A 21998-nucleotide genomic window follows, 5' to 3' on the forward strand; every position below is an offset into this window, starting at 1 on the left:
CGGCACCCTTGAAGATCGCGCTGTTCACTGAGACTTTCCTGCCGAAGGTCGATGGCATCGTCACCCGTCTGAGCAAGACGATCGAGCACCTGGTAGCCGCCGGCGACGAGGTGCTGGTCTTCTGCCCTGAGGGTGCGCCGGAGCACTACATGGGAGCGCAGGTGATCGGGGTGCCGGCGATCCCCCTGCCGCTGTATCCGGAACTGAAGCTCGCCCTGCCTCGGTTGGCGGTGGCCGGTGCCCTCGACGCCTTCAAGCCTGATCTGGTTCATGTTGTCAACCCTGCAGTGCTGGGTCTCGGCGGGATCTACATGGCCCGTACCCGCCAGTTGCCGCTGGTGGCCAGCTACCACACCCATCTGCCCAAGTACCTGGAGCACTACGGCATCGGCCTGCTGGAACCCGTGCTCTGGGAGCTGCTCAAGGCCGCCCACAACCAGGCCCAGTTGAACCTTTGCACGTCCTCAGCGATGGTGCAGGAGCTGAGCGCCCGTGGCATCCGCCACACCGCCCTGTGGCAACGGGGCGTCGACACCGAGCTGTTCCGGCCCGAGTTGCGCTCCAAGGCCATGCGCCAGCAGCTGCTCGGCCCCCACGACGACCGCAACGCCCTGTTGCTCTATGTCGGTCGTCTGTCGGCGGAGAAACAGATCGAGCGCATCCGGCCGGTGCTCGAGGCCCTGCCCGATGCTCGCCTGGCCTTGGTGGGCGACGGTCCTCACCGGGAGCAACTGGAAAAGGTGTTCGCCGGCAGTGCCACCCATTTCCTCGGCTACCTGGGGGGGGAGGAGTTAGCGACGGCCTACGCCAGCGCCGATGCCTTCCTTTTCCCCTCCAGCACCGAAACCCTGGGGCTGGTGCTGCTGGAGGCGATGGCGGCCGGCTGTCCGGTGGTGGGTGCCGCCCGCGGCGGTGTTCCCGACATCGTCAGCGACGGAATCAACGGTTGCCTCTATGACCCGGATGAGCCCGCCAGCCTCACCGCCGCCACCCAGAGGCTGCTGGGCAACCGAGATCAAAGGGAAGCCTTGCGTCTGGCCGCCCGCAGCGAGGCCGAGCGCTGGGGCTGGGCCGGCGCCACCGCCCAGCTGCGCCGTTTCTACCAGCAACTGATCAACCGCCAACTGCCTCAATTGCAACTGGTGGCCTGATCACTTGCCGGGCGCGCGTCCGGAATTGTTGGGCGATTCCTTGAACCAGGTGGTCATCAGCGCCTTCACCATCGGAGCGGCCACCGTGCCCCCATAGCCGCCGGAGTTCTCCCCGAAGGCCACGATCACCAGGGTGGGCTTGCCAGCGGGGGCATAGCCACCGAACCAGGCGTGATCGGGCCGGGGGGGGTCTTCACCAGTGCCGGTCTTGCCGGCGACGGGTGGCAGGCTGGGGTCGTTGAGGATCGTGGCGGTGCCAGCGGTGACCACCAGGCGCAGGCCCTTGCGCAGGGCCCGCAGGGTCCCGGGCTTGAGACCAATCCACTGGCGCGGGTAGTCGGCCTCCAACAGATGGGGCGTCACAAGCCAACCGCCATTGGCCACAGCGGCGTACAAGCGAGCCATCTGGATCGGGGTGACCTGCAGGGCCCCCTGACCAATGGCGGAAGTGATCGTGTCGACGGAGGTCCACTCTTCTCCAAGCACCTTCTTCTTCCAGGCCCGATCTCCCAACAGGCCTGGGGTCTCTTCTTCCGACAGTTCAATGCCGGTGAGACTGCCGTAGCCGAGGCGCCGGGCGGCCTTGAACAGCTCTGAATCCTTGACCCTCAGGCCCACCTTGTAGAAAAAGCTGTTACTACTCACCGCCAAGGCCATCGGAAAACCGATCGCACCGAAGCTGCCGTGGTCCTTGTAGCAGAGGCCATCCCAACAGAACGAGCTGGTGGTGGGCACGGTGGAGTTCTCATCGAACAGCCCCGATTCGATGCCCGCGATTGTGGTGACGATCTTGAAGGTGCTGGCCGGAGGGAAACCCTGGAAGGCGCGGTTCAACATCGGCGCTTCCGGGCGGTTGAGGTCGTTCCACTGGGCGGTGCTTGGTCCCGCTGAGAAGATGTTCGGATCGAAGTTGGGTCGGCTGGCCATGGCACGGACCGCGCCGGTTTGGGGATCGAGGGCGACGATCGCCCCTTTGCGTACCCCATTGAGGGCGCGTTCAGCCGCCTGCTGCAGCTCCAGATCGAGGGTCAGGCGCAAGTCCTTGCCGGCGCGGGCCTCCTTGTCGCCCAACACCCGCTGCACCTGCCCGGCGGCGTTCACCTCCAACTGCTGGCCCCCCCACTCGCCCCGAAGATGCGACTCGAACACGCGTTCGAGACCACTGCGGCCGATGCGGTCCTGCACCCGGTAGCCCTTGGGCTCAAGCCGCTGATACTCCTCCTCGGTGATACCGCTGGTGTAGCCCAGCACGTGGGCCCCGAGGCTGCCCTGGGGGTAGGCCCGGAGGTAATCCACATCCACCTCGGCGCCTTCGAGGTTGATCGCCTGCTCGCGAAAGCGCAGCACCTGCAAGGGCTTGAGCGGACCTGCCAGTTCGATGCGGTAGCCGTAACCGGAGCCGGCAGCGCGACGCTTCTGGTCGAGTTGGGCCGCAGACAGCCCCAGCAGCCGCGCCAGACGATTCCGCAGCTCCGGCCAGTCGGCGTCATTGACCAGGCGCGGATGCAGATAAAGGTTGTAAGTCAGGCGGCTGGTGGCCAACACCTGACCGTTGCGGTCGAGCAGCCTGCCACGCATGGGATGGCGCGGGACCAAGCGAATGCGGTTCTGATCCGCCAGCACCCGGTTATCGGCTCCGTGAATCAATTGAAGCCAGACCAGCCGCGCTCCCATCGCAGCGCACAGCAAGAGCACCAAGCCCAGCAGCACAGCCGGCTGCTGGCGCATGCCGGAGTGGCGCGTCGAAGGCGTTGCGAACCCCCCCGCCATGGTCAGTTCCCGGCGTCCAGCCTGTGCTCCAACAGGTCCAGATGCTCGGTGATGCGCCCAAGCACCCGTTGGAGCTCCTCGGTGTCGGGGGATCCGGGGGGCCTCTCATTCGGCACATCGCGCACGGTGACCTTCAGCACCGGATTGCCCAAGCCAGGCTGCAGTCGATCCAGGCGTTCACGCACCTGACGGGCGGCGGTATCCCCCTCCTGCTTGAGCTGATTGAGGGGGTCCGCGGAGGCGGTGAAAGCCTCGATCACATCACGGGGCCCGCCCTGGCGTGCCCGCTCCACCACGGCCATCCCCACGGGCAAGAGCTCCTGCATCAGCGCAAGCCGCAGGGCATCAAAGGGATCGCTGGCCATGATGCCGAGATCGGTCAGAAAGATCCAGTCTGCCGCCGAATCGGCTCAGGACGTGCGCTGGATACCCGGCTGCACGATCTTGGTCCGGCAGAACTCCTGCGCGCCCAACCACCAGCCCCCGACGCCGATGATCACCAGCAGCGCTGTGAACGGCAGCAGGGCCTGGCGGGTGGTGTCCAGGGCGACCCATTCCCCCCAGCCCCGGAACAGTCGGTCCCGATCGAAGCGGCGCCGCTCCTGATTCAGCTGCTGCTGGCGGCGGCGCAGGGATTTCTGGACCCAGCGCTCAAAGGCCTTTTTCTTGGTGACAGCCATTTTGCGCTCCACCTCCAGCAGGTGGCCGGCACTGAGTTCGGGATTGAAGGTGCTGATCAGCTCCAGTGACTTGAGGAACATCTCCACGGCGCCATCCTTGATCTGGCGCTCGGACTCTTCCAGGTCCTCCCAAAGGAGTTCGGGATAGAAGCGCAGCCTGTTGGCCTCGATCTGCTCCTCCCCCAGCTGGCCAGGCTCCCTGAGCCAACGGTCCGTGTTGGCGTCGAAACGGCGCCAGTAAAGGAAGGGATTGAGGTAGATGGTCTTGCCGGCCAGCTGGATGCTGTCCTGCTGGAGTCGGCGCTGCAGTTGGACATCCAACTGAGGGGCGGCAGTCACAGGTCCATGGCCGGGCGCCGATCGTATCGAAGGCCCGCCGGGCCCACCAGCCCCAAGGGGCTCACGTGATCCCTCATTCCCACTCGATCGTGCCCGGCGGTTTGCTGGTGATGTCCAACACCACCCGGTTCACCCCCTTCACCTCATTGACGATGCGGTTGGAGATCGTCTCCAGCAGGTCATAGGGCAAACGCGACCAATCGGCGGTCATGCCGTCTTCTGAGGAGACGCAACGCACCACGATCGGAAAGGCATAGGTGCGCTTGTCGCCCATCACCCCGACGCTGCGCACCGGCAGCAACACGGCGAAGGCCTGCCAGATCTCGTTGTAGAGGCCCGCCTCCCTGACCTCTTCACGCACGATCAGATCGGCGTCGCGCAGGATGTTGAGCTTCTCCGCGCTCACCTCACCGAGGATGCGGATCGCCAGCCCCGGACCGGGGAAGGGGTGGCGCCCGACGATCTCCTGGGGCAGTCCGAGGCTGCGGCCCACCTTGCGCACCTCATCCTTGAACAGGCGCCTCAGGGGCTCCACGAGCTTGAACTGCAGGTCCTTGGGGAGACCCCCTACGTTGTGGTGGCTCTTGATCTTCACCGCCACGCGCTCGCCGGTCTTGGGATCGATGTTGGTGCCGGCGGACTCGATCACATCGGGGTAAAGGGTGCCCTGGGCCAGATAGTCGAAGGGCCCGAGACGCTTGCTCTCCTCCTCGAACACCCGGATGAACTCGGTGCCGATGATCTTGCGCTTCTCCTCTGGGTCGGTAATACCAGCGAGCTTGCCAATGAAGCGCTCACGGGCATGGATGTACTCCACATTAATGTGGAAACGCTTATCAAAGAACTCCACCAGGAACTCGGGCTCACCTTTGCGCATGAAGCCTTGGTCAATGAACATGCACGTCAGCTGATCACCGATCGCCTGGTGGAGCAAAAAAGCCAGGGTGGAGGAATCCACGCCGCCCGAAAGTGCCAGCAACACACGCTTGTCACCCACCTGCGCGCGCACGGAGGCCACCGCTTCATCAATGAACGCGCTCGTCGTCCAGTCGGGTTCGCAACCGCAGATGTGATAGACAAAATTGCGAATCAAGGCCATGCCAAAGCTGGAGTGCACCACCTCCGGGTGGAACTGCACCCCGTAGAGCCGGCGGCTGTGGTCGGCGACCGCAGCCTCGGGCGTGTTCTCGGTGCGGGCCAGACGCTCGAAGCCCTCCGGCAACCGCTGAACCGAATCCCCATGGCTCATCCACATCGTCGAGCCGCTCTCGACATTGGTGAGTAAATCGGTGGGGTCATCCACCACCAGCGGCGCTTTGCCGTACTCGCCGCGGCCGGCCGCCTCCACCAAGCCCCCCAGCTGCTGAACCATCAGCTGCATGCCGTAACAGACCCCCAGCACCGGGATCCCCAGTTCCCAGATCGCCGGATCGCACACCGGAGCGTCCTCGGCATAGACCGAGCTCGGCCCGCCGCTGAGGATGATTCCCTTCGGCGCCATCGCCCTGAGTTCCTCGGCCGTGGTGCTGTAGCCCAGCACGAGGGAGTACACCTCCGTTTCGCGCACCCGACGGGCGATCAGCTCCGAGTACTGGGAGCCGAAATCGAGGATGACAATGGCGGCGGGGCGCTGACCCTCCAGCGGCGCGTCGGGAGGCTGGGACTGGGACATACGGCCGTTCACGGGGCCACCGTGCGGCGGCCACTTGGGTGGGGTCAACCTAGGGCGCGAACTCTGGCGGCCCCAGGGGGCTGAACGCCTCCCAGAGCTGGGCTCCCCGGGGGCCAAGGGCGCTGATGCGCCGCCGGCGATCGAACAACACAGCTCCGATCAACAGCTCCAGGGCACCATAGCGGGCGAGGTAGGCGGCGCTGCGCTGCTCGATGGCTTCAGCCATCCGCTGACGCAGGCGATCGGCCAGGGCGGGATCGTCGTCGGCCAGCATGGCCAGGGCCGCCTCCACGGTGGGGGCACCATGGAGCAGGCGCAGCGCCTTCCCCTGCAGCCCCTCCAGGGCCGCCAAGCTCGTTAGCACTTCAGCGCGGCCATCCGCCAGGTGGTGATGGGTGTGAAAGATGCCGCCGGCCAGCTTGATCAGCTTGCCGTGGTAGCCGAACAGCAGCAGCCGCTTCACTCCCCCCTGGGCCGCAGCCACCAGCAGCGGACCGACCCAGTTGCCGGCCTTGAGCAACAGCGGCGCCGGCAGACCGAGGCGCGGGGCCAGATCAAGGCCGTTCTCTCCGATCACCAGCACCAGATCACCGCAAAAGTCGCTCTGGCGCGTTCGGGCCTCCAACTCCCGTAGGGAACGCTGGAGCTGATCGGGGTCGGCGCTGCGCTGCACCTCCGCCTGGGTGCCGATCAGGGCCAGGCCCTCCACCACCCCGAAGGCGGCATTGCTGGTGCGCTCGGCCAGGGCCCGACCGCTGGGAAAGACGATGCGCAGGCTGAGGCCCTGGTCCGAAGTCACCAGCGGCAGCAGGTTGACCTCCAGGAGCCTGCGGGCATAGGTGGACAGGCACAACTCCCGGCTCTGGGCATGGACCCCCAGGCCTTCACCGGCCTCCAGCTGCAACCCGTCGCTACCGGGTTCGCGCCAGCTGGCCAGCACCCAGATCACCAGACCGCGGGTGAGGTCGAGACCGTCACCAGGGTCACAACGGGCCACCGCGAGGGCACCGGCTGGGCCAAGGGGTGCGGCCGCCACCACCGGCACTGAACGGACACCGGCAGGCTCCAGCAACTCAAGGGGCTGCTCGGCAGTGAAGGGCTCGCCCCGCAGGGCCCCCACGGCGGCCCGGGCCGCGGCAGCCACCCAGACCGGGAGCGTCCATCCACCAGGAGAACTCATAACCGTCTCCTTTTTAAGATCGGCCATTGCGCCGCCGCGCGCCCGCGCCCACCCCCCCATGCAGGACAAGCTCACCCTGATGATCCCCGGCCCGACGCCGGTGCCGGAAACCGTCCTGCTGGCGATGGGCCGCCATCCGATCGGCCACCGCAGCGCCGACTTCCAGGCGATCGTCAAGCGCACCACGGCGCAGCTGAAGTGGCTCCATCAGACAAGTTCCGAAGTGCTGGTGCTGGCGGGCAGCGGCACCGCCGCCATGGAGGCCGGGATCATCAATGTGCTCAGCAAGGGCGATCGGGTGCTCTGTGGCGACAACGGCAAGTTCGGCGAGCGCTGGGTGAAGCTGGCCAGGGCTTACGGCCTGGATGTAGAGGTGATCAAGGCCGAGTGGGGCCAGCCCCTGGATCCTGAGGCCTTCCGCGTCGCCCTGGAAGCGGACACCGAAAAACGCTTCCGGGCGGTGATCCTGACCCACTCGGAAACCTCCACGGGGGTGATCAACGACCTGGAAACCATTGCCCGTCATGTGAGGGCCCACGGCCAGGCCCTCAGCATCGCCGATTGCGTCACCAGCCTGGGGGCCACCAACGTGCCCGTCGATGCCTGGGGCCTGGATGTGGTGGGCTCCGGCTCCCAGAAGGGCTACATGATGCCCCCCGGCCTGGCCTTCGTGGCCATGGGCCCCCGGGCCTGGGAGGCCCACGAACGCTCGGACCTGCCGAAGTTCTACCTGGATCTGGGCAAATACAGAAAATCAGCCGCCGCCGACAGCAACCCGTTCACCCCGGCCGTGAACCTCTATTTCGCCCTGCAGGCCTCCCTGGAGATCATGCAAGCCGAAGGCATTGAGGCAATTTACGCCCGCCACGAACGGCATCGCCGGGCCACCACGGCGGCCATGAAGGCGATCGGCCTGCCTCTCTATGCCGCCGCAGGTCACGGCAGCCCGGCGATCACTGCCGTGGCCACCGAGGGCCTCGATGCCGAGGTGCTCCGTAAGAAGGTGAAGGACCGCTACGACATCCTGCTGGCCGGCGGCCAGGACCATCTCAAGGGCAAGGTGTTTCGCATCGGCCACCTGGGCTTCGTCTGTGACCGCGACGTGCTCACCGCCGTCGCGGCGATCGAAGCCAGCCTGCAGGAGCTGGGCGCTTCGGTGAACCCCATGGGCGTGGGCGTGGCCGCCGCTGCGGCCGAGTTCGCCCTCTGAGCCCAGAAGACTGGCAGGGGCTCCGTTATCGGGCCGGGCCCTTTGCTAACCTAACTGGGTGCGGGTGTAATTCAGTGGTAGAATGTCAGCTTCCCAAGCTGAACGTCGCCGGTTCGAGTCCGGTCACCCGCTTGTAAACTTTTGAAATAGCTCTTCATCGCGGTATTCCAACCCATTGGAATGACTTATGAAGCAGTTTCAAATTCATTTGATTGTGTTGCTTGCCCCACGACCCTCCTCGCCGAGGCCTGGGACACATTCTTGGGCAGAACTCAGGCGCGAGGCTTGATCAGTTGAAGCACCTGGGGGCCCAGGCTCCCGGATCGACGCTCACAATCAAGCGACAAAAGGATGTGGCGCGCTGACTCGGCCAGATCGCCACGATCAGCGGCAGCTTCTGCGATCAACGCATGTTCCGAGGCCTGGTGGAGCAACGCGGATTTCTGTTCGTCGGACCCCGCTTGAATCCTTTGCTGGGCTTGCCGGGATGACAACTGAAACGTGCTGGCCACTGCCGTGCCCTTAGGTGAATCAATTGTACTCCGGGGAGGAAAGATGACCAAGGGAGTCAACTGCGGGCTGGCATGATCCTGGGCCACCTGCTCTCTTAGGTGCCTGGTTCTTCGCGGTTCCCTCCAAGGGCCGCAATCTGAGCCCGAAGTTGATCGGAGCGATACTGATCCCCCCGGGTGATCGCCACAGCCAAAGCGAATTCAAGCTTTTCTAGCTGATGGCCCCCATCAAAAGAGGCCTCGGGTTGGCGACAGGCCGGGGTGCCGCCGGAGGCGGGGGAAGCGAAAGTTCTGTTACCGCTGTGAAGCCCGTTGGAGCTGCCCATGGTTCGCTTTCTTCTCATTCTGACACCCCAGGCCAGGGCCTAGGCGGCGTAGGCCTGCTCGCCATGGTCATCGCTGGGGCGCGCGATTGACTCCTGCCGCTCCCGACCCCTCTCCTGCCCGATCACCTGGGGATGAATGGCCTCCATGGGAGCCGGGGTGGGCAAGGCCGAGTCCTCCAGCAAGGCGCGGCAATCGACCAGCAAGCGCTCCACACTGTCGAGGGTCTCCAGCTCGTCAGCCCCAGGCAGGGCTCGGTGCTCCGCCTGCAGCTCCAGCCCAGCCAACCGCTGCTCCAAGCTCACGAGTCGGTGAGAGAGCGCCGTGACGGTGCGGGCCAGTTCCTCTGCCGTACGCGTGATCCGAAAAGAAACCGATTCGCTGGTCATGGAGCGCCTGCAGCTGGGCCGATGAGAACACAGAACCATGCTGAGCTCAAGACCTCCCCCAGACTGAGCGCCCCGGCTGCCACGCCGTAGCGCCATGAGCACTCCGTTGAATCTGCTGATCTATCTCCTGGCGGGCCTCGGTGGCGGCCTGCTGGCCCTGCGCACGGGCATCCCCGCCGCACCCTTGGCAGGGGCGTTGCTGGGGGCCGCTCTGGTGAGCATGACGGGTCGCCTCGATGTCGCCATCTGGCCTGCGGGCACCCGCACCGCACTGGAGATCGGCATTGGCACGGTGATCGGCACCGGCCTCACCGCCACGGCACTGACGGAATTGCGTCAGCTCTGGAAGCCAGCGATCGTGATCACCGTCGCTCTGGTGGCCACTGGCCTGGTGGTGGGTCTTTTGTGCAGCCGGCTGTTGGGGCTCGATCCGACCGTGGCCCTGCTCGGGGCCGCCCCCGGCGGCATCAGCGGCATGAGCCTGGTGGGGGCGGAGTTCGGCGTTGGAGCGGCGGTGGCCACCCTGCATGCGGTGCGCCTGATCACCGTGCTGCTCGTACTGCCGATCACGGTGCGGTTCGTGCTGGCGTTCACAGCTGGTCACGCCTCAGGCTGATCCTGGAGGGGTGCCCCCCTCGACAGCTCCGGAGGGGTCGATACGTTGGCGACAATCCCTTCACGCCTTCCCAGGTCCATGGCGAGCCGCCCTACCACTCCGTTCCGACGCGTCCTCGCGGCCAGGGCCCTCGCCGCTGTCTTGGGATTGCTGGGCCTGCAGGCGGGTCCGGCCCCAGCCCAGACCCCAACCCAGGCGATCGTCGGCGACAGTGCCGGCGGCAAAGGAGCCCAGGTGTATTGCTTCATGCGCGGCGCCGGCAACAACCATGAAGTGAGCTGGGTGGCTGCCTATGCCCTGATCAAGCGCCAGAGCGCCAGCCTGTTCAGAACCTCCCCCGAACACGCCGCCGTGATGATCACCGAGGCCGTGGTTCAGAACCCAGGCAATTACCCCGACTGCGGCCGCTACCTCGGATCCCTCTTCGAGAAATCCGCCACACCGCCAACCACCAGCGGTTCCAGCGGCGACAGCCCCAGTCCCACGCCCATCACCCGCACCAGTGGCCCAGCGACCAGCGGCGCCCGCCAGGCCAACCGCTACAGCTACTGAACCACCCACTCACCAGTGCTGGAGCAGCTCCCGTGCCAGCCCGGGCAGGGCTTGGCGCTGCAGCACATCGTGGATGCGCACGGCTTTGGAGGCGATCAGCCCATCGACGAACTGATCGGCAACGCCCAACTGCAGCCAATAGCAGGTCAGCCCACTTGTCATCCCCAAACGGTGGCAGCGATCTTCGGCCTGCTCGGCGTCCCCGGGGGTCCAGGGGCGCTCAATCAACACCACATGGCGGGCCCGGTGCAGGGTGAAACCAAGGCCGCCCGCCCCAAAGGTGGCGCTCAAGAGTCGCTGGGCGCCCGCCTGGAAGGCCTCCACCTGAAGCTGACGCTCCGCCGGTGGCTGGCGTCCGGTGAGCAGGGCACCGCCCAACTGAGCGTGCAACAACTCCGCTGTGGCCACAAAGGCGCTGAACACAAGCACCGATTCCCCCTGCCCAAGCAGCTCAGAAACCAACTCAGCAGCAGCCGGAAGCTTGTACTCGGAACCGATCTGGCGCAGGGCCGTCAGCACCGCCAGGGCCTCCGCATCCCGCCGCACCTCCCCCCGAGCAGCGCGGAGCCGGTAATCATCGACCTTGAGCTGTAGCCGGTGCTGAAAGCCACGCCCCTGCATCTCCGCAAGCTCCACCGCCACGAAGCGACGTTGCTTGGGGGGCAGATCGAGGCAGGCCTGTTTGGAGCGATGCAACACCAGGGGTCGGATCAGACGCCGCAAGTCCGGCAACTGACTGGCCCCGAGAGCATGCCAATGGCGCACTCCCGCCGCTTCACGCCAGTGGCCATCGCAGAACTGCTCCTCGTACGCCCGCTGATCCAGCCCAAGGGGATGACCGATCGCCGCCAGCAGAGGAAACAGTTGGGCGGGCCGTCCGTTCTTCATCGGTGTGCCGCTGAGCAACCAGATCGCCCGCAGGCGCGGATGGCGGGCCAGGCGCAGGAACCGGCGCGTGCGCTGGGAGCTGAGGTTCTGTGCGTAGTGGGCCTCATCGGCGATCAGCACCGTGCCCGCCGGCGGCAATTCAGCGGGCAAGCTTGACCAGCTGTGCAGGTCGAGCTCCAGGGGCACACCGGCCGCCTCCTGGCGCCAAAGCCCATGGAGACCCACCGGCGCAATCACCAGCACACGGCACCCGGTGGCCTGCGCCAGAACCCTTGCCGCCACCAGGGCGGTGAGGGTCTTGCCAAGGCCCATGGCATCGGCCAGCACGGCACCCCGACGGGCCAGCAGCCAACGCACACCCGTGCGCTGGTGGGCCAGCAGCGCACGGCCATCGGCCAAGGGGTCCCTCAGCCGGGCGGCGGCCACCAGCTCCCGCAGGGGCGGAAGCGGTGGAAGGGGCAGATCGAACCAGCTGAACCAGCGCGCAAGTTCGGGATCGAGACCGAAGCGCTGCCCCAACTGAGCCTGAAGGACCCGAGCCGCCTCCAGGGGGAACTCCCAGCAACCTCGCCGTGCCCGCCAGTGGCCCCGGGGCCGAATCGTCCGCAACTGGGCCTGGGTGACGGCATCGAAGGGCATCACCACCTCGATCAGGCCTGACGGCCCCAGACGCATCAGGCAGCGCTGGCGTGCGGATGGCCTGGTTACCGCACCACCGAGGCTTGGGCTTGGGACGCTGGTGGAGGCGCTCAGCGGACCTCCCGCCAATGGAGTTCAAACTCAATCTAAGTCCCCCTGAGCGGAAAATCACGCCCCCCAGAAAACCGGAAAAGTGCAGCCTTCGACACATTGACAACCAAGTGACTGACGTCAAACTTCCCGCAACCGAGGCATGCCAATGCACGCGAGGGATGGGGTTTTCCTTGAGGATCTCTGCCCAAAATTTCGTGTCAGACGTTGGCGACAATCACTTCATAAGTTTACTAATCAGAGTTGTATTTATTGCGGACACGCCTCCGAATCCATTGACCATGTTTTGCCCCGCAGCCGTGGCGGCTTGAGTGTCACAGAGAACTGTGTGCCGGCTTGCCTGGCCTGCAACGGCCACAAAAGCGACGCCGATGCCTTCGAGTGGTACCGCCAGCAACGCTTCTACGATCCCCGCCGGGCCATGGCGATCAGGGCTTGGATGGACGGCGACCTGCGCCTGGCCCTGAGGCTGCTGCAATGGGCCACTCCCGGCGCAGGGGCAGCCTCGGCCGCCAAATCCAGCGCACCACCGCGGCCGCAGGGGGTTCGACCTCAGGCCACCGATCCTTCCGGCTGGATCTGGCAGGCGGCTTAACTCACCAGACCCGGCAGGCGGCGGCACCGTTATGGCGCTGGCAAATCGAGGCCTGTTCGCCTGGTTGCTCTGGGGCCACCAAACAGGCCACCAGCGTAAGCACCAAGGCCAGGCCAAGGGCCGTGGTGCCAGTGCAGCTGAAGGCCTCCCGAAACGGACGGCGATGCTGCCGGGAACGGGGCTGACGACGACCCAGGGACCCAGCGGCCTGGCCGCCCCCAGGGCCGCGCAGGCGCGTCGCCGAGAGGCGTGGAGTAAGAAGACAGGAGGCCGCCATGGCATCGGATCGCAACTGATACATCTGTACTCATGTCGGCTGACGCTGTCAACCCCCGCCCGGCACAGCCCGGGCTCTCCCCGGTCCCCAGGGACCTCCAAGCGGGCAAGCTTCTGGTCCTGGGCGGCGGCTACACCGGCGTACGCTTTGCCCGGGCCGTGGCCGCCCTGGGGGTACCCGTCAGCCTCACCCGCCGCCAGCCGGCTCCGCCGGAGCCCCTCACCGAACCCGGCCTCAGCTGGCAGACCTTTGACGGGACGCAGGGCCAGTTGCCGCCGGAATCGGCCCTGGCGGGCACCACCCACGTGCTCGTCACCATCCCCCCCGACGCCGATGGTCGCGATCCGGTGCTCACCTGGCTGGCCGCTCCCCTGGCCCGTTTGCCGCTGCGCTGGGTGGGCTATCTATCCACCACCGGGGTCTACGGCGACACCGGTGGGGCCTGGGTGGATGAACGCGCCCCCACCCCCCCCGGGCTCGGCCGCAGCCAAGCTCGGCTCAGCTGTGAAGACGCCTGGCGCGCCAGTGGGTTGCCGGTGCAGGTGTTTCGTCTGCCAGCGATCTACGGGCCCAAGCGTTCACCCTTCCGTGCCTTGGGCGAAGGAAAAGGGCGCTTGATCCACAAGACCGGCCAGGTGTTCTGCCGGATCCATGTCGATGACATCGTCGGGGGGCTGCTGCACTGCTTGAGCCTGGAGGCGAAGGATCGCCCGCCTCTGCTGAACCTCAGCGACGCTGCACCCTGCCCCTCCAGCGAAACCCTCGGCTACGCCGCCCACCTGCTGGGTTGCCCCCTGCCGGCGGTGCAACGTTTCAGCGACATCGCCGCAATGATGGGTCCGATGGCCAGGAGCTTCTGGCTGGAAAATCGACGGGTCAGCAACCACAAGCTCTGCCAGGAGCTGGGTTATAGGTTGCGCTATCCCAGCTACCGCGAAGGCCTTCTCTCGATCCTGTTGGAGGAACGCCAATCGGAAGAACGCCCACACCAGAGAGCCCTGACTGACACCCCATCAGCCACTGTTACTCGGCCTTGATCAGATCGCGAAAGCTTTTGTATTGGCCCGGAGGCGGGGTATCAGCTTGTTCCTTGGTTTTGTAAATATCTTGCGTCCAGTTCGAATCGGGAAGCTTCAGATCCCTGGCCACCCGATCCCAGTTGGCGACCACCCACTGCTTGTCCAAAGCCACTCCGACTCCGACCAGCAGTAGACCCAACAGGAGCCAACGAAACATGAACCGCCTGTCCACCACGCCCGACATTAACGCCAGACGAATCGCCATATCAGTGGGCGATCCAGCTGGCATCGGCGCCGAAGTCACCCTTAAGGCCCTGCCCAGGCTCCATCACCTCAACCTTCACCCCGTGCTGGTGGGCTGCCGACGCCATCTGAAGGAGTGCTTCCTGCGCTTGAGCCCCCTCAGCACCGAGCCTCTGATCGACCCCGAAACACTCGAAATCATTGACCTTCCTCTGCAGGAAACGGTCCCAGCAGGTGAGGGAACCGCGATCAGCGGGCAGGCCAGTTTCCGCTGGCTGACCGTCGCCACCGAGCGCGTGCTCAGCGGAGATTGCCAGGCTCTGGTCACGGCGCCGATCGCCAAGCACGCCTGGCATGCCGCCGGCCATCGCTACCCCGGCCAGACCGAGCGGTTAGCAGAAATGTGTGGTGTGGCCGAAGCCTCGATGCTGTTTACGGCCCGCTCCCCCCATGGCCCCTGGCGGCTGAACACCCTGCTCGCCACCACCCACCTGCCCTTGGCCCAGGTGCCCGGCGCCCTGAACCCCGGGCGGGTGACCGCGAAGCTCGAGGTGCTGCGCCAGTTCTGCCAGCGTTTCAACCCCACACCCCAGCTGCTGGTGGCCGGCTTGAACCCCCACGCGGGCGAGGCGGGCGCCCTGGGGGACGAAGAGGTGAGCTGGTTGATTCCGCTGCTCGAGCGTTGGCGCTCACAGCACCCGGAGGTGGACCTGATCGGACCCCTGCCGCCCGACACCTGCTGGCTGAGCGCCGCCGAGGCCTGGCACAGGGGCTCAGGCGGACCAGATGGATACCTGGCCTTATACCACGACCAAGGTTTGATTCCCGTGAAGCTCCTGGCCTTCGACGCGGCGGTGAACACCAGCCTCGGCCTGCCATTCCTGCGCACCTCCCCCGACCACGGCACGGGCTTTTCCATCGCGGGTCAAGGTCTCGCTCGCCCCGAGAGCATGCAGGCGGCCCTGGAAACCGCCCTGGAACTCAGGCCGGCTTGACCCGCATCAGCACCTGGCCAAACTCCACCGGCGTGCCGTTGTCTAAAAGGATCTCCACCAGTTCACCGTTGAGTTCGCTTTCGAGCTCGTTCATCAACTTCATCGCTTCGAGGATGCAGACGGTCTGTCCGACGCTGATGCGCTGACCGACTTCAACGAAGTTGGCCTCACCTGGAGCTGAAGCCCGATAGAAGGTACCCACCATCGGGGCGGTGATCTCGAGCAGATCCCCGCGCGCGGCCATCGCTGCGGGCGGAGCTGCCGATGGAACCGCCGCCGCCGGTACGGTGGCCGCCACCGCCGCAGGTGCGGCCGGGGCCAGGGGAGCTGCCTGCACCAGCGATACCGTCGGGGCTGCGGGCAGGTTGCGCCGCACCTCCAGCCGGAAATCGTCCCCTTCGAGCTTGAGTTCCTGGATGTCGCTGTCCCCCAGCAGGGCCAACAGCTTCTGAAGCTGATCGTGATCAAGCTGCATGGCGACGCCTCAGGACTCCCGACCCAGATAACTGTCGGTGCGCGTATCAATCTTGATCTTTTCGCCGATTGTGATGAACAGCGGCACCATCACCTGGGCCCCCGTTTCGACGATCGCCGGCTTGGTGCCGCCTGTGGCGGTGTCACCCTTGACGCCAGGATCGGTCTGGGTAATCTCAAGCACCACCGAATTGGGCAGTTCGACCTCCAGGGGCTTGCCGTTCCAGGAGACCACGCTCACGGACATGCCTTCTTTGAGGTACTTGCGGCTGTCGCCGATCTGCTTGGCCGTGAGCCGGGTCTCCTCGTAGGAGGCCATGTCCATGAAGACGTAGTCATCGCCTTCCATGTAGGTGTGCTCAAGGGTGGCCTTCTCCAGCAGGGCCTGGGGCATGGTCTCACCGGCCCGGAAGGTTTTTTCGACCACGCTCCCGCTCTGGACCCCCTTGAGCTTGGTGCGCACGAAGGCCGAACCCTTGCCGGGCTTGACGTGCAGGAACTCCACGACGCGCCAGACCTGGCCGTCCAGCTCGATCGTTGTACCGGTACGAAAGTCGTTGCTGGAGATCATTCCGGCAGAACGGGTTAAGGCGGATTGTACGGCTGTGCCAGAGTCCAGTCAGAGGCTGGGTTCGCCATGGGACAGGCAGTGGGACGGGGCAAAGGGGGGAACGGCTCAGGAGCTGTCTCCTGGCTGCTGGCCTTGCTGATCGGCTGCCTGTTCAGTGTCGTGGCGGCCTCGCCCGCCCTGGCCGCCCTGCCCCCCGGCAATGCCGTCACCGACCCCGCGGCGCTGCTCCGGGATGCCCTGCCAGTGGATCAGCCCCAACTCAAGGACCTTCAGCACCGGCTGGAGAGCTCCAGCAACGATCTGCGCGCCAAGCGCTGGAGCGCCCTGGCCACCACGGTGCGCCGCGCCCAATCCCAGTTCAGTGGCCAGCGCGCGGCGATCCTCGCCAGCTACCCGGAAACCGAGCGGGCAGCGGCGGCGGCCCTGCTTGACCAATTGGATGGTCAGCTGCAAGCCCTGGCCGCCACCACCGAAACCCAGAACCGGGACTCGTTTCTCGACGATCGCCGCCAGGCCCTGAGCACCATTGGCGCCGCAGAAGCGCTGCAGGTGGGGCCATTCCCATTCACGATCCCTGAGCAGTTCGCTGATCTGCCCCGCCTGCTGGGCCGCGCCACCGTGCGCCTGAGCACCACCAAGGGCGATCTGACCGCCGTGGTGGACGGCTACAACGCCCCGCTCACCGCCGGCGCTTTTGTCGACCTGGTGCAACGGGGCTTCTACGACGGCCTGCCCTTCAACCGCGCCGAAGACTTCTACGTGCTCCAGACCGGCGATCCCGTTGGCCCCAGTGACGGCTTCCTCGATCCGGTGAGCAAGCAGCAACGCCGGGTTCCCCTTGAGATCAAAGTGCCCGGCGAGAGCGCGCCCTTCTATGACCAGACCTTCGAGGAACTGGGCCTGTTCAAGGCGGCCCCCAGCCTGCCGTTCGCCACCAAGGGCACCCTGGGCTGGGCCCACTCCGACGCCGCCTTGGGCGACGGCTCCTCCCAGTTCTTCCTGTTCCTGTTCGAACCCGAACTCACCCCAGCGGGCCTGAACCTGATCGACGGCCGCTACGCCGCCTTCGGCTACGTGGTGGACGGCTTCGATGTGCTCACCGAGCTCAGCGCCGATGACGGCATCGTCAAAGCCCAGGTGCTGGAAGGTGCTGAGAACCTGCGGGCCCATGGCTGAGGCGGTCACCCTGGCGGCGCTGGGGGAAACCGAACTGATCAGACGCCTGGAGGCCTACGCCCCCCCGGGCCAGTTCAACGATGACGCGGCGCTGCTGCAGGAGCATTCCGATCGGGTGCTGGTCATCACCAGCGACGTGCTGGTCGAGGGGGTGCACTTCAGCGATGCCACCATGGCCGGCGGCGATCTGGGCTGGCGAGCCGCTGCCGCCAACCTCTCTGATCTGGCGGCCATGGGCTGCCGCTCGGTGGTGGGTCTCACGGTGGCCCTGGTGGCCCCCGGCTCCACCCCCTGGAGCTGGGTGGAGGGGGTCTACGGGGGACTTGGGCAGGCCCTGGAGCGCTACGGGGGCCAACTGCTCGGGGGTGATTGCAGCGCTGGCGGCCAGCGGGCTCTGGCGATCACGGCCCTGGGACACCTGGGGCCCATGGGCCCGATCCGCCGCGGTGATGGCCGAGCCGGAGATCAGCTGGTGAGCACGGGAGACCATGGGCTCAGCCGCCTGGGCCTCGCGCTGCTGCTCGGCGAGACGTCCGAGGGCTCCCTCGCGGGCCATCAGTGCGCCCGGGCAATCCAGGCCCACCGCCGCCCCATGCCCCGTTTCGACGCCGTCCAGGCCCTCGAGCGCAGCCGACCGCCCCAGCAGTCCTGGCGGGTGGGTGGCACCGACAGCAGCGATGGCCTCGCCGCCGCCGTGGCTCTGTTGGCCCGCGGCAGCGGCTGCACCGCCCTGCTGGAGCGGGGCGCCTTGCCGATTGATCCGGCCTTGGAGCCCCTGCCCCAGGCCGATCGCTGGTGCCTCGGGGGCGGCGAGGATTTCGAGCTTGTGCTGGCGCTGCCCCCAGCCTGGTGTGAGGCCTTCCTGGCAGCCCTGCCCGGCAGCGCGGCGATTGGCCGGCTCGCCGCAGGGCCCGTGGGCGTGATCTGGGCTGACACGGGTGAGGTCCTTGGAGCCGACCTCGGCTACAGCCACTTCAACGTCGACTGACGGGGTGACCCCATGGGCCGCAGCCGCCATCAAAAAACCGCCCCCGAAAGGACGGCAAGAAGGAAGCAAAAACCAACCAAGGCTTACGTCCAGTTCTGGGAGACGACTTCGGCCAGGTCCACCACCCGCTGGCTGTAACCCCACTCGTTGTCGTACCAGGCGATCACCTTCACCATGTTGTCACCCATCACCAGGGTGAGATCGGAGTCAACGATCGCGGATTCGTCGGTGCCGGCATGGTCCGAGGAAACCAGGGGGAGATCCGTGTACTTGATGATCCCCTTCATGGCCCCCTCGGAGGCCGCCTTCAGCACAGCATTCACTTCGGCCCGATCGGTGCTGCGACCCACTTCCAGCACCATGTCCACCACCGACACGTTGGGGGTGGGCACCCGCATGGCGATGCCGCTGAGCTTGCCCTTCATCGGGGGGTAAACCAAGGCCACGGCCTGGGCCGCACCGGTGCTGGTAGGGACGATGTTCACGGCAGCCGCGCGCGCTCGGCGCAGGTCGCGGTGGGAGGCATCAAGAATGCGCTGGTCACCGGTGTAGCTGTGGGTGGTGGTCATCGTGCCCTTGACGATGCCGAAGGTCTGGTCAAGAACCTTCACCAGCGGGGCCATGCAGTTGGTGGTGCAGCTGGCGTTGCTGAGGATGTTGAAATCCTCGTGGCGGTACTGATCAGCGTTGACCCCCACCACGAAGGTGCCCACACCGGCACCCTTGCCGGGGGCGGTGAGGATCACCTTCTTGGCGCCCGCCTGCAGGTGCTTGCTGGCGCCCACGTCGTCATTGAAGACTCCCGTGGCCTCGATCACCAAATCGACACCCCACTCCTTCCAGGGGAGGTTCAGGGGATTGCGATCCGAGAAGCACTTGATGTTGCGTCCATTCACGACGAGGCTGTCGCTTGTGTGGCTCACCTCCGCATCGCGGATCCGACCCAGCATTGAATCGTACTGAAGCAAGTGGGCGTTGGTCCGGGGATCGGAGGTGTCGTTGAGCCCGACCACTTCAATCCCCGTGTTCGCTCCGCGGCTCAGCCAACAGCGCATGAAATTGCGACCAATTCGACCGAATCCATTGATCGCAACGCGCAAGGTCATGGCAGGGGAGGGGGAAACCCGCTAACACGGGTGTTTCGGCTGCGAATCATACAGAAATAGGGGTACCACCACCCACGGAACGCCACAGCCTGACAGATCTCGCCATGCGACAGCGGCTAGAGACAGGGGGGGCGTCCCGGCTTAGTTTCAGTCAGACTTGGACTCGCCCTTGGGACCTGTGCTCGATCGTCAGCAACCTCTTCACTTCATCGGGGTTGGCGGGATCGGGATGTCGGCCCTGGCGGGAATCCTGGTGGATCGGGGCTTCAATGTCAGCGGCTCGGACCCCAAGGACAGCGCTGTGCTCCAGGACCTGCGTCAGCGGGGGGTGCGCGTGTTTCGCCAGCAGAACGGCGCCACGATTGATGCCATCCGCAGTGGCATCTCAAGGTCTCCACTGGTGGTCATCAGCACCGCCGTACCGGTGGCGAATTCCGAACTGGCCGCAGCCCGCTCCGCAGGCCTGGAGATCTGCCACCGCTCCGACGTGCTGGCGGCCCTGATCAACGCCCAACCCTCGATCGCCATCGCCGGCAGCCACGGCAAGACGACCACCAGCACCCTGGTGGCCACGCTCTTACTGGCCACCGACCACGACCCCACTGCCGTCATCGGCGGCATCGTGCCCGCCTTCGGCAGCAATGGCCGCAACGGCGCCGGACGGCTGCTGGTGGCGGAAGCCGATGAGTCGGATGGCTCCCTGGTGAAGTTCCGGCCCAACCTCGGGGTGATCACCAACCTGGAGCTCGACCACACCGACCACTACCCCGACCTGGCGACCTTGATCGCCACCCTGCAGCGCTTCGCCAAGGGCTGCAAAACAGTTCTGGCCAACCACGACGATCCAATTCTGAGAGAGCACTTCCACGCCCAGGCCTGGTGGTCGGTGAGCCACAGCAACGGGGTGGACTTCGCCGCCCTTCCCCTGCGACTCGATGGAGACGGCACCGAAGTGGAATTCTTCGAGAAGGGCCTAAGCCTGGGCCGATTCATCCTGCCCTTGCCTGGCCTGCACAACCTCAGCAACGCCGCCGCCGCCCTGGCCGCCTGTCGGCTGCAGGGGGTGTCCTTCGCCGAACTGAAGCAGGCCATTCAATCGCTGCAGCCCCCTGGCCGCCGCTTCGACTTCCGGGGCAACTGGCAGGGGCGCCAGGTGGTTGACGACTACGCCCATCACCCCAGCGAAGTGGGGGCCACCCTGGCCATGGCAAGGCTGATGGTGAACAGCGGCCGCAGCCCGCTACCCTTACCCCCCCGGCGGCTGGTGGCGGTGTTCCAGCCCCACCGCTACAGCCGCACCTCCGAGTTTCTCGAGGGCTTCGCTGAGGTGCTCTGCCAGGCCGATGCCGTGCTGCTGGCTCCGCTCTATGCCGCCGGCGAAGCCCCGATCAACGGCATCTCCAGCGAAGCGCTGGCCCACCGCATCGCCCAGCTCAAGCCGGAGCTGCCGGTGTGGGTGAGCCAGGATCTGGTCCACCTAGCCGAGCAGGTGAGCCGCCACAGTTGCGACGGCGATCTGGTGCTGGCCATGGGCGCCGGAGATGTCAATGCGCTCTGGGATCGCCTTCAGGCCCTGGAGAACCCCAACACCGCCCCGGCCCTGGCCGCCTGAGCGATGACCACCGTTCTTCGACCCGTCGGCCTGAAAGCGGCCATCTCACTGGCGGAGTTCACCACCTGGAAGGTGGGAGGCCCCGCCCAATGGTTCGCTGAACCTGAAACCGCCGCAGCATTGATCTCCCTGAGCCGCTGGGCCGTGGGCGAGGGCCTCGCACTCCAGCTGATCGGCGCCGGTTCCAATCTGTTGATCGACGACGCGGGGCTCGCTGGCCTCACCCTCTGCAACCGCCGCCTCCAGGGCAGCGTGCTGGAGGCGCACTCCGGGTTGGTGGAGGCCCAGGCGGGTGAACCCATTCCCACCCTGGCCCGCAAAGCCGCCCGCGCAGGCCTCAGCGGCCTGGAGTGGGCCGTGGGCATCCCCGGCACGGTGGGAGGTGCGGTGGTGATGAACGCCGGCGCCCAGGGGGGCTGCACGGCCGACTGGCTCGTGGAGGCGACCGTGCTCGACCCATGGGGCAACGGCGAGCCCTTCGTACTCAAGGCGGCGGAGTTGGACTTCGCCTACCGCCACAGCCGCCTGCAAGCGGAGCCCCTGCTGGTGCTATCGGCGCGCTTCCGGCTGGCGGCGGGCCATGACCCGGCGGAGATCAGCCGGCGAACCAGCGGCAACCTCCAGAGCCGCACCAGCAGCCAGCCCTATCAGCAACCCAGCTGCGGCAGTGTGTTCCGCAACCCGGAGCCACGAAAGGCGGGTCAGCTGATCGAGAACCTGGGCCTCAAGGGCACCCGCTTGGGCGGTGCCCAGGTCTCACCGCTGCACGCCAATTTCATCGTCAACACCGGCGGCGCCACGGCCGCGGAGATCGATGCACTGATCACCTTGGTGCAGGAGCGCGTGCAGGCCGCCCATGGGCTCTGGCTCCATCCCGAGGTGAAGCGACTGGGTCCAAGGACCTAGCCT

Annotated in this window: 24 protein-coding genes and 1 tRNA gene; 12 read left to right on the forward strand and 13 right to left on the reverse strand. The window is 66.2% G+C overall.

Going from position 1 to position 21998, the window contains the following annotated elements; all coding sequences use genetic code 11:
• Positions 1-8 precede the first annotated feature (8 nt).
• Positions 9-1151, forward strand: a complete 1143-nt coding sequence (locus KBY88_RS10755; protein ID WP_254939936.1) for a glycosyltransferase family 4 protein — start codon at positions 9-11, stop codon at positions 1149-1151.
• On the opposite strand, the gene mrdA is transcribed toward KBY88_RS10755, so the two are convergent.
• The 5 genes from mrdA to cbiD form a co-directional block, all read right to left on the reverse strand.
• Positions 1152-2921 (reverse strand): penicillin-binding protein 2, encoded by a 1770-nt coding sequence (mrdA, locus tag KBY88_RS10760; RefSeq protein ID WP_254939937.1) that lies wholly within the window; start codon positions 2919-2921, stop codon positions 1152-1154. It lies immediately after the preceding gene.
• Between the two features lie 2 nt (positions 2922-2923).
• Positions 2924-3286, reverse strand: a complete 363-nt coding sequence (locus KBY88_RS10765; RefSeq protein ID WP_254939938.1) for a hypothetical protein — start codon at positions 3284-3286, stop codon at positions 2924-2926.
• Between the two features lie 45 nt (positions 3287-3331).
• Entirely contained in the window at positions 3332-3940 is a 609-nt protein-coding gene (locus KBY88_RS10770; protein ID WP_254939939.1) for a DUF8672 family protein, read from the reverse strand.
• A gap of 73 nt (positions 3941-4013) precedes the next feature.
• Positions 4014-5612: a glutamine-hydrolyzing GMP synthase gene (guaA, locus tag KBY88_RS10775; RefSeq protein WP_254939940.1), complete on the reverse strand. Its 1599-nt coding sequence runs from the start codon at positions 5610-5612 to the stop codon at positions 4014-4016.
• A gap of 49 nt (positions 5613-5661) precedes the next feature.
• On the reverse strand, positions 5662-6792 hold the full coding sequence (cbiD, locus tag KBY88_RS10780) for a cobalt-precorrin-5B (C(1))-methyltransferase CbiD (protein WP_254939941.1): 1131 nt from the start codon (positions 6790-6792) through the stop codon (positions 5662-5664).
• A gap of 58 nt (positions 6793-6850) precedes the next feature.
• On the opposite strand from cbiD, the gene KBY88_RS10785 reads away from it, so the two are divergent.
• The gene (locus KBY88_RS10785; RefSeq protein WP_254939942.1) at positions 6851-8002 is read left to right on the forward strand and encodes a pyridoxal-phosphate-dependent aminotransferase family protein; all 1152 of its coding nucleotides are present in this window, start codon (positions 6851-6853) and stop codon (positions 8000-8002) included.
• A 60-nt stretch (positions 8003-8062) separates the two neighbouring features.
• A tRNA-Gly gene (locus KBY88_RS10790) sits at positions 8063-8134 on the forward strand.
• Positions 8135-8609: 475 nt separating this feature from the next.
• Here KBY88_RS10790 and KBY88_RS16410 read toward each other — a convergent pair.
• Positions 8610-8840: a DUF8683 family protein gene (locus KBY88_RS16410; RefSeq protein ID WP_254939943.1), complete on the reverse strand. Its 231-nt coding sequence runs from the start codon at positions 8838-8840 to the stop codon at positions 8610-8612.
• 39 nt (positions 8841-8879) lie between these two features.
• Positions 8880-9227, reverse strand: a complete 348-nt coding sequence (locus KBY88_RS10800) for a hypothetical protein (RefSeq protein ID WP_254939944.1) — start codon at positions 9225-9227, stop codon at positions 8880-8882.
• Between the two features lie 94 nt (positions 9228-9321).
• Between KBY88_RS10800 and KBY88_RS10805 the strand changes: the two genes are divergently transcribed.
• Entirely contained in the window at positions 9322-9843 is a 522-nt protein-coding gene (locus KBY88_RS10805) for an AbrB family transcriptional regulator (RefSeq protein WP_254939945.1), read from the forward strand.
• 78 nt (positions 9844-9921) lie between these two features.
• Positions 9922-10395, forward strand: coding sequence for a DUF6554 family protein (locus KBY88_RS10810; protein WP_254939946.1), 474 nt, complete (start codon positions 9922-9924; stop codon positions 10393-10395).
• 9 nt (positions 10396-10404) lie between these two features.
• Here KBY88_RS10810 and KBY88_RS10815 read toward each other — a convergent pair whose 3' ends face one another.
• Entirely contained in the window at positions 10405-11958 is a 1554-nt protein-coding gene (locus KBY88_RS10815) for an SNF2-related protein (RefSeq protein ID WP_254939947.1), read from the reverse strand.
• A gap of 223 nt (positions 11959-12181) precedes the next feature.
• Here KBY88_RS10815 and KBY88_RS10820 point away from each other — a divergent pair, with 223 nt between their 5' ends.
• Entirely contained in the window at positions 12182-12628 is a 447-nt protein-coding gene (locus KBY88_RS10820) for an HNH endonuclease (protein ID WP_254940004.1), read from the forward strand.
• 1 nt (position 12629) lies between these two features.
• On the opposite strand, the gene KBY88_RS10825 is transcribed toward KBY88_RS10820, so the two are convergent.
• Positions 12630-12905, reverse strand: a complete 276-nt coding sequence (locus KBY88_RS10825) for a hypothetical protein (protein ID WP_254939948.1) — start codon at positions 12903-12905, stop codon at positions 12630-12632.
• Positions 12906-12937: 32 nt separating this feature from the next.
• Here KBY88_RS10825 and KBY88_RS10830 point away from each other — a divergent pair, with 32 nt between their 5' ends.
• Complete coding sequence (locus KBY88_RS10830; protein ID WP_254939949.1) at positions 12938-13942, forward strand: SDR family oxidoreductase; 1005 nt, start codon at positions 12938-12940, stop codon at positions 13940-13942.
• On the opposite strand, the gene KBY88_RS10835 is transcribed toward KBY88_RS10830, so the two are convergent.
• Positions 13929-14189: a hypothetical protein gene (locus tag KBY88_RS10835; RefSeq protein WP_254940010.1), complete on the reverse strand. Its 261-nt coding sequence runs from the start codon at positions 14187-14189 to the stop codon at positions 13929-13931. The genes KBY88_RS10830 and KBY88_RS10835 overlap by 14 nt on opposite strands.
• On the opposite strand from KBY88_RS10835, the gene pdxA reads away from it, so the two are divergent.
• Complete coding sequence (gene pdxA / locus KBY88_RS10840; RefSeq protein WP_254939950.1) at positions 14140-15162, forward strand: 4-hydroxythreonine-4-phosphate dehydrogenase PdxA; 1023 nt, start codon at positions 14140-14142, stop codon at positions 15160-15162. The genes KBY88_RS10835 and pdxA overlap by 50 nt on opposite strands.
• Here the strand turns inward: pdxA and accB are convergent.
• Both accB and efp read right to left on the reverse strand, forming a co-directional pair.
• Positions 15149-15637 (reverse strand): acetyl-CoA carboxylase biotin carboxyl carrier protein, encoded by a 489-nt coding sequence (accB, locus tag KBY88_RS10845; RefSeq protein WP_254939951.1) that lies wholly within the window; start codon positions 15635-15637, stop codon positions 15149-15151. The genes pdxA and accB overlap by 14 nt on opposite strands.
• Positions 15638-15646: 9 nt before the next feature.
• Positions 15647-16207 carry an elongation factor P gene (efp, locus tag KBY88_RS10850; protein WP_254939952.1) on the reverse strand — a complete coding sequence of 187 codons (561 nt, stop codon included), beginning with the start codon at positions 16205-16207 and terminating at the stop codon, positions 15647-15649.
• A 66-nt stretch (positions 16208-16273) separates the two neighbouring features.
• On the opposite strand from efp, the gene KBY88_RS10855 reads away from it, so the two are divergent.
• Both KBY88_RS10855 and thiL read left to right on the forward strand, forming a co-directional pair.
• A complete protein-coding gene (locus KBY88_RS10855; RefSeq protein WP_254939953.1) occupies positions 16274-17383 on the forward strand; it encodes a peptidylprolyl isomerase in 1110 nt (369 codons plus the stop codon).
• Positions 17376-18371, forward strand: a complete 996-nt coding sequence (gene thiL / locus KBY88_RS10860) for a thiamine-phosphate kinase (RefSeq protein WP_254939954.1) — start codon at positions 17376-17378, stop codon at positions 18369-18371. Before KBY88_RS10855 ends, thiL begins: the two co-directional genes overlap by 8 nt.
• Positions 18372-18454: 83 nt before the next feature.
• Here thiL and KBY88_RS10865 read toward each other — a convergent pair whose 3' ends face one another.
• Positions 18455-19477, reverse strand: coding sequence for a type I glyceraldehyde-3-phosphate dehydrogenase (locus tag KBY88_RS10865; protein WP_254939955.1), 1023 nt, complete (start codon positions 19475-19477; stop codon positions 18455-18457).
• 169 nt (positions 19478-19646) lie between these two features.
• On the opposite strand from KBY88_RS10865, the gene murC reads away from it, so the two are divergent.
• Complete coding sequence (murC, locus tag KBY88_RS10870) at positions 19647-21089, forward strand: UDP-N-acetylmuramate--L-alanine ligase (RefSeq protein ID WP_254939956.1); 1443 nt, start codon at positions 19647-19649, stop codon at positions 21087-21089.
• 3 nt (positions 21090-21092) lie between these two features.
• On the forward strand, positions 21093-21995 hold the full coding sequence (gene murB / locus KBY88_RS10875; RefSeq protein WP_254939957.1) for a UDP-N-acetylmuramate dehydrogenase: 903 nt from the start codon (positions 21093-21095) through the stop codon (positions 21993-21995).
• The last annotated feature ends 3 nt before the right edge of the window (positions 21996-21998 follow it).

The sequence above is a fragment of the Cyanobium sp. Morenito 9A2 genome (assembly GCF_024345575.1).
Taxonomy (GTDB): domain Bacteria; phylum Cyanobacteriota; class Cyanobacteriia; order PCC-6307; family Cyanobiaceae; genus ATX-6F1.

Coding starts and splice junctions, on each gene's coding strand:
- KBY88_RS10855 (WP_254939953.1), top strand. CDS start 16,274: ATGGGACAGGCAGTGGGACGGGGCAAAGGGGGGAACGGCTCAGGAGCT.
- thiL (WP_254939954.1), top strand. CDS start 17,376: ATGGCTGAGGCGGTCACCCTGGCGGCGCTGGGGGAAACCGAACTGATC.
- KBY88_RS10865 (WP_254939955.1), bottom strand. CDS start 19,477: ATGACCTTGCGCGTTGCGATCAATGGATTCGGTCGAATTGGTCGCAAT.
- KBY88_RS10785 (WP_254939942.1), top strand. CDS start 6,851: ATGCAGGACAAGCTCACCCTGATGATCCCCGGCCCGACGCCGGTGCCG.
- mrdA (WP_254939937.1), bottom strand. CDS start 2,921: ATGGCGGGGGGGTTCGCAACGCCTTCGACGCGCCACTCCGGCATGCGC.
- KBY88_RS10825 (WP_254939948.1), bottom strand. CDS start 12,905: ATGGCGGCCTCCTGTCTTCTTACTCCACGCCTCTCGGCGACGCGCCTG.
- efp (WP_254939952.1), bottom strand. CDS start 16,207: ATGATCTCCAGCAACGACTTTCGTACCGGTACAACGATCGAGCTGGAC.
- KBY88_RS10800 (WP_254939944.1), bottom strand. CDS start 9,227: ATGACCAGCGAATCGGTTTCTTTTCGGATCACGCGTACGGCAGAGGAA.
- guaA (WP_254939940.1), bottom strand. CDS start 5,612: ATGTCCCAGTCCCAGCCTCCCGACGCGCCGCTGGAGGGTCAGCGCCCC.
- KBY88_RS10815 (WP_254939947.1), bottom strand. CDS start 11,958: ATGCGTCTGGGGCCGTCAGGCCTGATCGAGGTGGTGATGCCCTTCGAT.
- murB (WP_254939957.1), top strand. CDS start 21,093: ATGACCACCGTTCTTCGACCCGTCGGCCTGAAAGCGGCCATCTCACTG.
- KBY88_RS10830 (WP_254939949.1), top strand. CDS start 12,938: ATGTCGGCTGACGCTGTCAACCCCCGCCCGGCACAGCCCGGGCTCTCC.
- pdxA (WP_254939950.1), top strand. CDS start 14,140: ATGAACCGCCTGTCCACCACGCCCGACATTAACGCCAGACGAATCGCC.
- KBY88_RS10835 (WP_254940010.1), bottom strand. CDS start 14,189: ATGGCGATTCGTCTGGCGTTAATGTCGGGCGTGGTGGACAGGCGGTTC.
- cbiD (WP_254939941.1), bottom strand. CDS start 6,792: ATGAGTTCTCCTGGTGGATGGACGCTCCCGGTCTGGGTGGCTGCCGCG.
- KBY88_RS10810 (WP_254939946.1), top strand. CDS start 9,922: ATGGCGAGCCGCCCTACCACTCCGTTCCGACGCGTCCTCGCGGCCAGG.
- accB (WP_254939951.1), bottom strand. CDS start 15,637: ATGCAGCTTGATCACGATCAGCTTCAGAAGCTGTTGGCCCTGCTGGGG.
- KBY88_RS10765 (WP_254939938.1), bottom strand. CDS start 3,286: ATGGCCAGCGATCCCTTTGATGCCCTGCGGCTTGCGCTGATGCAGGAG.
- KBY88_RS10820 (WP_254940004.1), top strand. CDS start 12,182: ATGCACGCGAGGGATGGGGTTTTCCTTGAGGATCTCTGCCCAAAATTT.
- KBY88_RS10805 (WP_254939945.1), top strand. CDS start 9,322: ATGAGCACTCCGTTGAATCTGCTGATCTATCTCCTGGCGGGCCTCGGT.
- KBY88_RS16410 (WP_254939943.1), bottom strand. CDS start 8,840: ATGGGCAGCTCCAACGGGCTTCACAGCGGTAACAGAACTTTCGCTTCC.